At 53.7% G+C, this 9,241-nt stretch carries 10 protein-coding genes; 5 read left to right on the top strand and 5 right to left on the bottom strand.

Annotated elements, in window-relative coordinates; translation table 11 throughout:
- The first annotated feature begins 89 nt into the window (after window positions 1–89).
- On the top strand, window positions 90–512 hold the full coding sequence (locus tag ACKJSM_RS22865) for a hypothetical protein (protein WP_410238953.1): 423 nt from the start codon (window positions 90–92) through the stop codon (window positions 510–512).
- Window positions 513–726: 214 nt separating this feature from the next.
- Here the strand turns inward: ACKJSM_RS22865 and ACKJSM_RS22860 are convergent, their stop codons facing one another.
- Genes ACKJSM_RS22860 through ACKJSM_RS22850 form a run of 3 tightly spaced genes read right to left on the bottom strand, consistent with a single transcriptional unit; the run spans window position 727 to window position 3,898 of the window.
- Window positions 727–2,139, bottom strand: a complete 1,413-nt coding sequence (locus ACKJSM_RS22860) for an AAA family ATPase (RefSeq protein WP_410238952.1) — start codon at window positions 2,137–2,139, stop codon at window positions 727–729.
- Window positions 2,140–2,183: 44 nt separating this feature from the next.
- Entirely contained in the window at window positions 2,184–3,290 is a 1,107-nt protein-coding gene (locus ACKJSM_RS22855) for a DNA alkylation repair protein (RefSeq protein ID WP_410238951.1), read from the bottom strand.
- A 2-nt stretch (window positions 3,291–3,292) separates the two neighbouring features.
- On the bottom strand, window positions 3,293–3,898 hold the full coding sequence (locus tag ACKJSM_RS22850; RefSeq protein ID WP_410238949.1) for a glutathione S-transferase: 606 nt from the start codon (window positions 3,896–3,898) through the stop codon (window positions 3,293–3,295).
- Window positions 3,899–4,248: 350 nt separating this feature from the next.
- On the opposite strand from ACKJSM_RS22850, the gene ACKJSM_RS22845 reads away from it, so the two are divergent.
- From ACKJSM_RS22845 to ACKJSM_RS22830, 4 genes are all read left to right on the top strand, one after another.
- Window positions 4,249–5,595, top strand: coding sequence for a hypothetical protein (locus tag ACKJSM_RS22845; RefSeq protein WP_410238947.1), 1,347 nt, complete (start codon window positions 4,249–4,251; stop codon window positions 5,593–5,595).
- 381 nt (window positions 5,596–5,976) lie between these two features.
- A complete protein-coding gene (locus ACKJSM_RS22840) occupies window positions 5,977–6,381 on the top strand; it encodes a TraR/DksA family transcriptional regulator (protein ID WP_039767046.1) in 405 nt (134 codons plus the stop codon).
- Between the two features lie 227 nt (window positions 6,382–6,608).
- Entirely contained in the window at window positions 6,609–8,213 is a 1,605-nt protein-coding gene (locus tag ACKJSM_RS22835) for a methyl-accepting chemotaxis protein (RefSeq protein ID WP_339487888.1), read from the top strand.
- A 113-nt stretch (window positions 8,214–8,326) separates the two neighbouring features.
- Window positions 8,327–8,530, top strand: coding sequence for a hypothetical protein (locus ACKJSM_RS22830; protein ID WP_410238946.1), 204 nt, complete (start codon window positions 8,327–8,329; stop codon window positions 8,528–8,530).
- Between the two features lie 6 nt (window positions 8,531–8,536).
- Here the strand turns inward: ACKJSM_RS22830 and ACKJSM_RS22825 are convergent, their stop codons facing one another.
- Entirely contained in the window at window positions 8,537–8,773 is a 237-nt protein-coding gene (locus tag ACKJSM_RS22825) for a DUF2789 family protein (protein WP_236177746.1), read from the bottom strand.
- Window positions 8,774–8,812: 39 nt separating this feature from the next.
- On the bottom strand, window positions 8,813–9,076 hold the full coding sequence (locus ACKJSM_RS22820; protein WP_236177747.1) for a hypothetical protein: 264 nt from the start codon (window positions 9,074–9,076) through the stop codon (window positions 8,813–8,815).
- Between the last annotated feature and the right edge of the window lie 165 nt (window positions 9,077–9,241).

The following is a 9,241-nucleotide window of genomic DNA, read 5'->3' as shown; positions in this document are numbered from 1 at the left end:
CACGTGAAACCTTGGATTTTGAAACACCCGCTGATAGGTTGCAGCGACTCGTTGCGTTGACCGGTTGAGCCCGCCACGGCTTTTTTTCGATGTCAATTCCATTTCAGATTATCGATGATGGGTACAAGGTTTGTTTTAACTGTGATGCAATAGGTGAGGAAGTTAGTGGTAGGTTTATCTCGATACTAAAAAATGCAATTCTTACTTCGCAAGGAGGTACTCACTCTCACGAGGAGATTATTTGCTCAATTACAGATAGTTTTGGTATGGATGTTTCGGAAGCTATTATTTATTACGATGCATTCGCAGCAATTTTGTCTGATGATCACGGCTATTTTAGATTTGATGATGATAAAAAAAATGAGAATGGGAAAATACATCCGCGGTATCATTTCGATATTTTCTATAAAAATTCTTCATCTATAAAAATAGGCACTGACGCTGCTGTAGATATTGATTGTTTCTACTCCCTTTTTGATGGTTCTCTTCCTAAGCACTACCTTAGGCGTTAGCAGTAGTTTATTTGTAGTGTGAGGTGGGGCGGGTTACTGTTTATAGGTGGTCACCGCCTCACTCTCCATGCACACATTTTTTCTATATTACTCTGATAACAGGTAGGCGAGAATTAACGTCGACTTTGCCAGGTTGATCCCTAGCTTGTGATCTTGTATTTCAGTAAAGAGCAAAGACTAAGGACTAAACAGTTTAGTGACGATTTTATTAAAATCATGAGCTACCGCTATCTGTGTAATCTCCAAGTTCTAAAGAAGGCTTTTCTTCTCCTCTGAATTTTATATTTGGCATACTTCCCTTTCCGGCAGATGTTGGGCGCCTGGCTTTGGCTAGCGCTGTTGGTATTTTAGGGGCATCTGGTACATTTCCCTGCAGCTCTACTCCGCCCTCAAGAGCTTTCATTGCAATAAAACCTCGCAAGATATTTTCTCTGTAAGTGTACAATCCTTTTCTGTCAAGGGCGGTTTCTATAATTCCTCCATATTGTTTCTTCTTCAAATCGCGCAGTTTTGCTAGGAAATTTGGTTGTGGTAAGGGGAGGCGCTCTGGTGAAGGGTTTTTACCATGTAGTTTTTCATGAATGCGTAAGTATGACAGGAAAATTCCTTCGCCATATCTTATGATGTCTTCGGAGTCGCTTGTTGCCCATAATATTTCTGTATAGTCAGGCGATCGATGAGATGTCGCTTGCTCATAAGGGTGCTTTAAATGGGCGCCAATACTCGAGATTGCATCCTCAAGTGCTAAATTGAAGAGGTTTATATCTAGGTGGCTGATGTTTTGTTCATTGTTGAAAGCAAGCCAAAGTAACTTTTCCATGATTAAGTGAGCATAGTATGGGAATCCGTTCGAGATTTTTGCCACTGTGAAGCAAACTTCGTCGTCTACTGACAAGGAGAATGCGGCAGCTGCTTCGCGGACGATATCTTCACGAGCGCTCCACCCAAGTCGCTCTAAACCAATAGTATGAAGTTGACGAAAACTTGATTCGTGCGAGCCTAGTAGCTTTTCAAGTGATGTAGCAACACCTGTAAAAATAAACTTTACATTGACGCCTCTATCTCCAAGGTCTTTCAAGAACGTAGCGAAAAGTTTTCTTTCAGTTTCTGAGTCTATTTGATCGAACTCGTCAATTATTATCACGGGGTTTTCTGAGTGGTACTTTGAGATCTCTTCTGCGGCATTAACTGCTGAGTACATTGAGTCAACTTTAACGATTTCTACTTTTTTTGCAGTGTTTTTCCAGTTTATAGAATAAATTTTTATGTTTATTGTTTGAGTGACGGTGTGTTCGAATTTTCCAGCCAGCGATTTCATCACTCTATCGACTAGATTTTCTATTGTTTCATAAAATTTTGTGTCCGGTCCGCACCCAACTTGAATTGGAGAATTGTCTGGTGATTGATATTGTGCCGCAGCGGCGGCTGCTAGCGAAGATTTTCCCACGCCTCGGTCACCATAAATAAAGACATGGCGACCATTTGCATAAAGAGCTTCCTCTATTAGGCATAGCTCTTTTTCTCGCCCAAATAATTGTTGTATGCTCTTTACCGGCCCAGATGCCGAGATGTGTTCGTTTAGCTTCTTGGTGAATTCAGCTTTATTTTCAAATCCGAATATCGACATAATAATCCTTGTCGTTAATGGCTGTGCGGTTATAAAAATTTTAACTATGTTGCAATAATTTCGAAGAAGCTTTCAGTTAAGTATTCTCCATTAACCATCACCCTCACATTATGCCGCCCAAAATGGTGTTGCCGCGTCGTGAAATCCTTAATCACCTGCCGCCGCGCCACAATCTCACGCCCAAACCCCGCCAACTCCAGCGTCTTCAGCTTGAAAACCTTGGCCGACGTCCCGCCATTCGCCTTCACATAGTCAATCGCATAATCAATCACCAGCCGCTGTTCAACTGGCACCAACGATCGAACGGTAAATGACAAGGTAACCGTATCCCCAAGCCGCACAACCGCCGGCTCCACCTTCACATCCAGCAACTCAACCTCAGCCTTCGCCCCAGCGCCTATAACCGTAAGCGCCCGAGAATTCCCCTGTTTGATCAAACTCCGCAACGCATGTTTGGCAATCCAAGCTGTGTGCCTGTTGTCCAGCGACCACCCCTCAACCGTATCCAGCACCCATTCCGGATGCTCTTTCGTCACATCATTCAAATGATTCGCCACGGACTTGCGCACGTACAAACTTTCATCGGCCTTCAACCGGTCAAGAATCCCGGCAGCCAACAGCGGGTCAGCCTGCACCGGTTCCAGCCGAAACGACCACGGCAGGCGAGGGCGGCTGCCTTCGCTGGCGAGGCGGCGGACGTGGTGGTTTTCGTCTCGGGTCCAGTCGTGCATCAGTTCCAGCGAGCGTTCCAGTTCGCTGCGCAGGAAGTGGCGGATGGCGAATTCGGAGGAGCCGAAGGTGGTGAAGTACTTCAGGGCTTCCATGGAGGTGTCGAACGCGTGCGCGCCGTAGCGCGCGACGTAGTGCGGCAGGCACATGCTGACGAAGCCGCTGTTCAGGCGTGGGGCAAGTTCGCGCAGCACCGCGAGGGAGTCTGCGTAATCCAGCGGCAGCACCGCGTGCAGGCTTTCGCTGACGCGGGCCATGCGTTGCATGACGGAGAGGTCGGCGAGGCCGTCGTTGGCATGCTTGAGAAAGGCCTTGGCCTTGAACGCCGGGTACACGGCGCTCATTTCTGTGGCGATGTGTTGCAGGCGTTCGGCGTTGAAGATTTCTTTCAGCGCCGGCGCAGCCGTTTCAGATGCGCTCATGATCAGGTCATCGGGGTGCTGATGAACGCCTGGGTGCTTTCGGCGTACGCGGTGTATTGGGCGATGCGCGGGAAGCGTTGGGCGTCGATCTGGTCGGGGACGACTAAGCTGGTGAAGCTCCAGGCGATGGCGAGGGTGATGCCGTCCTGATGGAGGGAGCCGTCGGTGGGCAGCGGGTGCTTTTCGAGTTGGTGTTCGAGGGCGGTGAAGGCGGCGGCGAGTTGGCCTTCGACGCGTTCGACCCACGGCTGGTATTGAATGTCGGCCGGGCGCAGGTTGCGTTCGTAGTAGAGCTGCACGGCTTTTTCGCAGGCGGCGAGACCGAAGCCGATCAGGCGCAGGGCTTTGGCGCGTTGCGGCAAGTCGGCGGGCAGCAGGGTTTTGCCGGACAGGGCTTCGAGGTAGTCGAGGATCAGGGTCGAATCGATCAGCACGTCGCCGTCATCAAGGACCAGGGTCGGCGCCTTGACCACCGGGTTGATCTGCTGGAAACGCTCGAAGTGGCGGAACACCGAGACCGGGTCGTGTTCCAGTTCGATCCCCAGGCACTTGGCGGAGATCGCCACGCGGCGGACATAGGGTGAGTCGAGCATTCCGATCAGTTTCATGTGCACTTCCCTTGAGGCGACGATTTGGTGATGTGGGTGACGAATGTAGCGACAAAGTCTGTGGGCTGACTACCTCGTGACAACGGGCCGACGGTCGCTGCTGAGCGTATCACCGATGAAACACCCGAAAATAAAGGCTGGGATGGCCCTTGCGGAGGTCTTCGACGGATCTATAGTCAAAGTGCCAGCACCGACCAGGGATGGAAAAGTTAAGCGAGTTCAGGCCCTCTGACTCAGTACTCGTTTGTATTACTCCCTTGTAGTCCATGACCCCTCGATCGTTGAGGCGCCGACCTGCGCGCGATCGATGCGCAAAGGCGTGCTATGGAAACTCAAGGGAGGGTTAAAGCATGTACAAGCACAGTTATTTAATTTGGTGTCTGGTAGGGGCGGGCGCATTAACAGGATGTGGCTCGAGACCGACTCCCGGCGTGGTCGCCGAAAACTGGGCAACCAATACAGAGCAATTAGGCATTCAGGCGATATACCCACCTCGGGCACAGTTTGAGGTCGGTGATGTTTTTGTTGCGCGTTCTGTTGGGAAAGGCCAGAAAAGCAAGACTGCCGATTATGTGTTGGGATCGATCCGCGTCGATCACATCGATCTGAGTGAGGAGTTGTACCGGTCTGCACCAACAGTGACCTTCGAGTCTTCGGATACCTACGATGATGGCACGGGCATTGGTACTGTCCAGACCAGAAAGGTTCTACCATTGAAGGTTCGTGACCGGGTGATAAATAGCTTGGTAGCTTTCCCAGGATTTACCTTTGCTTCACTGGCTGAAAGTGATGTTGGCGTCAATGTCACCAGCAATGCTATCGGTGCGCTTATCGGGTTGGGACGTCGATCACAATACAGCGTGTCCTACTCGGTTCCGGCGGCGGAGACCTATGGTGTGAGCTATCTGGAGGCACGACGCCGGTTCAACGAGGTGGCGCCGACGCGTTACACCATAAAGGATCGTCAAATGTTAAAGGAGGCCGCGCAGGCATTAAGTACGAGCGGAAGAGGTTCTGAGGGGGCGCAGTCGGTATTGGTTTTGATCACGGACGTATACCTGGCCCGAGCCATTGATGTGAGTGTTTCTTCTGAGGAGGGCATGAGTGCCACGTTCTCGGCATTGACCATGGCGATGGTTGATCTGAGTGACAAGAAGAAAAGCATCGAAGCGCAGTTGCTCAAACTCCGCAAGGAGCCAAATGCTGGTGCTGGTGCTGAAGGCAAGGTTCAAACAAAAGAAGACAAGGAAACCAAACCGGCTGACCCTCAAAAGCCTGATAAGCCCCAGCCTGAGGTAAAAACCGCAGCCGCGGCAGTGTCGACAACCAGTCAAGCCAGAATCGACGAGTTGGAAGCTGAGTTGGAGCAGGTCAATTCTCAACTGCGTGACCGGGTGAACAAAGTTGCTCCTGATTTGCCGGGCGTTACGGGGTCGGTAGTCAGGTCCTCCGCGTTGGGTGTGACCTTGCGTCAGGCATTTGCTCGGCCGGTTGCTATCGGGTACCGGGGTATCAACTACAGCATTGAGTCGTTGCTTCCACCTCCAGTAACTGCACAGAACCTCGGAGAACTGGAACCATCGAACGACAGAGTCGTGGTGTTGATCAAGGAAAATGTAGACCCGAAACTCCTTCCCAAGTCCGTTCGCGATTTATTGGAGGAAAGTCTACCGCAGCCACAGATTCGCCAACCTTGAGTTTCTGCTCATGCACAACGCCAGCCCGTGCGAGGCATTGGTTGGCGCGTACAAATTTGGGGATTCTGCCGTCAGAAAATGCGACAAAGCGCCGCTCGTCCACCGTTTGTCTTCTATATACAGCCGCTCGACTGAATTTCTTGCTATAAACGCACTCCGATGAGCGCTGTGAAGCCTGTGTCAGAGCAGTTTCCGGGCCTTGTCGGACAAATTCCCGGTATTTACAGTTGCTGAGCCCTCAAACGGGCCTTAGACTGCCGCCCCTTCGTAAATTGAGTGCCGGGTGGCGTTTGCAATAAACGATGCCTTTCCGATGACCGCAGGCGGTTCGCCGGAACGCTCCCTAATTCGCCTTAATGCACGTTTTTTATAGAGATATCAATGACAAAGGACAAGTTGCTGGCCATGCCGGCAGATGACTACATGAATGCCGAGCAACACGCTTTCTTTCAAGAGCTGTTGCAGAACATGAAAGTCGAAACCCATGAGCGCATTGAGCAGAACCGTATTGCCATCGAAAGCCTGGACACCCCGGCTGACCCGGCGGACGCCGCATCGGTGGAAGAAGAGCGCACCTGGCTGGTAAACGCGATCGATCGCGACCAGCGCATGCTGCCGCAACTCGAGCAGGCCCTTGAGCGTATCAAGGAAGACAGCTTTGGCTGGTGCGACGACAGCGGCGAGCCGATCGGCCTGAAACGCCTGCTGATCAGCCCGACCACCAAGTACTGCATTGAAGCTCAAGAGCGTCACGAGCAGATCGACAAGCACCAGCGTCAGGCCTGATTCCTGAGGCGACCCCTTCAATCCGGGTCGTCGCGAAAAGATCGCAGCCTTTGCAGCTCCATCGGGAACTGCAAAAGGCTGCGATCTTTGCTTTTTCTCGTCTGCCGGAAAATTCCCGCACTTTTCCATTGATCTGCCACAGACCCACGACTAACGGACCATGGATAATGGCGTTGTAGTGGCGTTTAATGCAGCCACAACAATGAGAACAAGCGTGGGGTAACGAAATGACGAGAGATGGATCTCTGGTTGCGGCTCTGCCTGCACCAGTTGTTTTGCCGAAGAATCGCTGGCTGACGCCGACCTTGCAAAGCATCGCCCTGATGCTGTTGCTGGCCGGGATGAGCCTGGGCGAATGGCCCTTGTACGTCAGCATGCCGCTGGCGGTGCTGATCGTCTGGCTGCCGCGCCTGCGTTCTCGTGCGGTCCCCGATGCTCAACCGGTCGATAGCAGTACCGCGATGTCCGAGCTGACTCGCGACCTTTCCTACACCACCAGCCATAACGCGCTGTCCGCCGCCGGCGTGGCGTTTTCCGTCAAGGAACTGGCCGGCAAGCTGCAATCGCAACTCGACGCCGCCGCGCAAATTGTCAGCAACGCTGAAGTGATGATTGCTACCGAACAAGCCACCTCGCAACTCAGCCGTGAAGCCTTGGGCGCTGCCAGCGAAGCCCATCACAGCAGCGCGGCGGGGCGCACCGAATTGGTGGATTCGATTTCGCGCATGCATCAGCTCAGCCAGCGCGCCAATGCCAGCCGCGAACTGATCGAAGCCTTGAGCCAGCGCAGCGATGACATTCAGCGTGTGACGCTGGTCATTCAGTCCATCGCCAGCCAGACCAACCTTCTTGCATTGAACGCCGCGATTGAAGCAGCCCGGGCCGGTGAGCACGGGCGCGGTTTTGCGGTAGTGGCGGATGAAGTCCGTGGTCTGGCGGCGCGTACCGCGACGGCCACTGGCGAAGTCGGCGAGATGGTCGCCGACATCCAGCAACGCACGGCGCAGGTGGTGGAGCAGATCCGCCAGCTCTCCGACGATTTGCACACGGGCGTCGAGCAGGTCGAACACACCGGTCAGCACCTGGAAAACATCGCGCGACTGGCGGCCGGGGTGGAAACCCAGGTCGGCGAAATCGCCCGAGGCGCAGAAACCAACCGTGAGCAGCTCGACAGTCTGTTCACCGCCATCGAACAGATGCGCAGCGATCTGGCAATCAGCGACCAGCAGACACGGCGTCTGGCCGAGGCCGCCGTGCAGATGGAAGGGCAGGCGGAAACCATCAGCGAACGTCTGGCCGAAGTCGGGCTGGATGACTATCACCAGCGCATCTACGACCTCGCCCGTGAAGGGGCCAGCCAGATTGCCGCGCGGTTCGAGGCCGATGTCGAGCAAGGGCGCATCAGCCTCGAGGACCTGTTCGACCGCCAGTATCAGCCGATTCCCGATACCTGGCCCGCCAAGTTCCAGACCCGTTTCGACCGCTACACCGATCAGGTGTTGCCGGCGATTCAGGAGCCATTACTGCCGCGCCACGAAGGCCTGGTGTTCGCCATCGCCTGTACGCAGCAGGGTTATGTGCCGACGCACAATCAGGTGTTCAGCCAGCCACTGACTGGAGATGTGCAGGTCGATACCGTCAACAATCGCACCAAACGCAAATTCGCCGATCGCACCGGCATCCGCTGCGGCAGCCATCAGCAACCGGTGCTGTTGCAAACCTACACCCGAGATACCGGTGAGCTGATGCACGACCTGTCGGTGCCGATCATGGTCAAGGGCCGCCACTGGGGCGGGTTGCGTCTGGGCTACAAACCGGAGAATCCGCGCTGAGGTATTGTTGCCGGAACTGCAATTAAGCTGTGCAGCGGCGTCGCTGTTTCCTCTTGATCCAAATCATTAACATACCTACATAGTTAGGTTGCTAATGAAGTGGGGAGGTCAGCATGCAATGCAGAGTCGATGTCGCGGTGATGATCGGCAGCGGTGTGCCCGCCGGTCTGCGCGCGATGGGGCAAAGTGTCTGCTGGGTGGTGCTGCTCAATGGCGAACGCCGGGGCACCGCTTTTTCCAGTCGTAACGAGGCGGAAGAGTGCAGGGCCGCATGGCTGGCGCAATTGAGCGCTGAAACCGGTGACAACCTGCACTGATCAAGATTACTTGCCTCGGTGCAGGCGCACATTCAGCTCATCGACCATGATGGCTTCCTCGCCATCGGCCCGCAGCCACTCCTTGAGCATCTGCGCCTGTTGCGGGTTCCAGAAGTCGGCGTCGATCAGCTTGGTATCGGCGTCCAGCGGATGGGCTTCGATGAAGTCATCGATCGCCGTTTCCTCCGAAGGCAGCCCTAATTGGTCAAACAGGGTTGTCAGATTGTAAGCAGGCAGTTCCATGGTTTACTCCTTGAAGGATGGCGGGGGCGATCACTCTCTTCATCTGAGGTGCGCGCTCGCCAGGAGTTCGATTCGCGATTCAAGTGAACGGGCAAGGGCACAGGCGGCGTTGTGATTCTCGCGGAAACCTCTGACAAGCCCCGTCGATTTTTCCCTGATATGGAAAAAGGCGTTGCCCGCCGGAATCACTTGAAACAACGGTTCCCGTCCGCAAGGCTCCCTTGTAGGAGCAGTCTCGAAGGCAGGAGCGTTCAAGTCAAAGGCGGGTTCGTGAGTCACGGCAAAATGCGTCATAGTGCACATATGAAGTCCTTTTCATGGATTGACCTGCATTTACAGGGTGTTGCGGGTAGTCGCGAACAGCATCGCTGCTCTAGAATCGCCCAAACCGGTTGACGGCATGGCGCTATCTAAAGCAATTTTTTGCGTGCGATATGTCGGAAAAGTGATTTTCTTGGCGAGTTTTTT

The sequence above is a fragment of the Pseudomonas sp. PHC1 genome (genome assembly GCF_046487845.1).
Taxonomy (GTDB): Bacteria; Pseudomonadota; Gammaproteobacteria; order Pseudomonadales; family Pseudomonadaceae; genus Aquipseudomonas; species Aquipseudomonas sputi.
The sequence above is the reverse complement of the archived record's forward strand: the minus strand, read 5'-3'. Positions and strand labels throughout refer to the sequence as shown.

Excerpts from the sequence above, each read along its gene's own strand:
- ACKJSM_RS22820 (WP_236177747.1), bottom strand. The coding sequence starts at position 9,076 with ATGTGCACTATGACGCATTTTGCCGTGACTCACGAACCCGCCTTTGAC.
- ACKJSM_RS22860 (WP_410238952.1), bottom strand. The coding sequence starts at position 2,139 with ATGTCGATATTCGGATTTGAAAATAAAGCTGAATTCACCAAGAAGCTA.
- ACKJSM_RS22835 (WP_339487888.1), top strand. The coding sequence starts at position 6,609 with ATGACGAGAGATGGATCTCTGGTTGCGGCTCTGCCTGCACCAGTTGTT.
- ACKJSM_RS22865 (WP_410238953.1), top strand. The coding sequence starts at position 90 with ATGTCAATTCCATTTCAGATTATCGATGATGGGTACAAGGTTTGTTTT.
- ACKJSM_RS22855 (WP_410238951.1), bottom strand. The coding sequence starts at position 3,290 with ATGAGCGCATCTGAAACGGCTGCGCCGGCGCTGAAAGAAATCTTCAAC.
- ACKJSM_RS22850 (WP_410238949.1), bottom strand. The coding sequence starts at position 3,898 with ATGAAACTGATCGGAATGCTCGACTCACCCTATGTCCGCCGCGTGGCG.
- ACKJSM_RS22830 (WP_410238946.1), top strand. The coding sequence starts at position 8,327 with ATGCAATGCAGAGTCGATGTCGCGGTGATGATCGGCAGCGGTGTGCCC.
- ACKJSM_RS22840 (WP_039767046.1), top strand. The coding sequence starts at position 5,977 with ATGACAAAGGACAAGTTGCTGGCCATGCCGGCAGATGACTACATGAAT.
- ACKJSM_RS22845 (WP_410238947.1), top strand. The coding sequence starts at position 4,249 with ATGTACAAGCACAGTTATTTAATTTGGTGTCTGGTAGGGGCGGGCGCA.
- ACKJSM_RS22825 (WP_236177746.1), bottom strand. The coding sequence starts at position 8,773 with ATGGAACTGCCTGCTTACAATCTGACAACCCTGTTTGACCAATTAGGG.